Source organism: Streptomyces cahuitamycinicus (genome assembly GCF_002891435.1).
Classification (GTDB): domain Bacteria; phylum Actinomycetota; class Actinomycetes; order Streptomycetales; family Streptomycetaceae; genus Streptomyces; species Streptomyces cahuitamycinicus.
In genome coordinates this window covers 1-541 of record NZ_POUC01000953.1, presented here as the reverse complement: position 1 = coordinate 541, position 541 = coordinate 1, and the positions used below count along the sequence as shown (strand labels likewise).

The window sequence follows — 541 nt, the reverse complement described above, 5'->3', positions numbered from 1 at the left end:
TGGACAAGGATCCGACGCCTGGTGATCCGCAGCGGGTGCGCACACTCGCGAAGCATCTGCACGACTTCGCCGACGACGTGTCCGACGCGTTGCGTCTGGTCAAGGGCATGGCGGGGGAGGGCACGCTCCTGGAGTGGGCGGGCAAGTCCGCGGACGTGTTCAAGGAGGACTTCGCGGATGTGCCGAAGAACCTCAAGAAGCTGAAGAAGTCCTATGAGATGTGCGGTGACGCGCTGGCGGACTTCTGGCCGAAGCTGGAGCGGGCGCAGTCACTGGCGGACAAGGCCCTGCGCAAGGGCCGTGAGGCGCGCGACAGCCTCTCCTCGGCCCAGTCACGCCTCACCTCGGCGGACTCGTGGGTGACGCGGGCGGGCAAGGAGGCGGACAAGTACAAGGACGACCCGACGGGCAGCAAGTCCGACGCCGACAAGCCGGACGCGGCGAAGGTGCGGGCCGCGACGCGGGACGTCCAGCACGCCGAGTCGGCCCAGTCCAAGGCCCAGTCGGACGTCTCCGACGCGCAGGACGCCCTCGCCGCGGC

The 541-nt window shown here is 69.1% G+C and carries 1 protein-coding gene; it reads left to right on the top strand.

What is annotated here, in order from left to right; translation table 11 throughout:
• On the top strand, window positions 1-541 hold a 541-nt coding region (locus C1J00_RS44050), incomplete at both ends, for a putative T7SS-secreted protein (protein ID WP_342751826.1).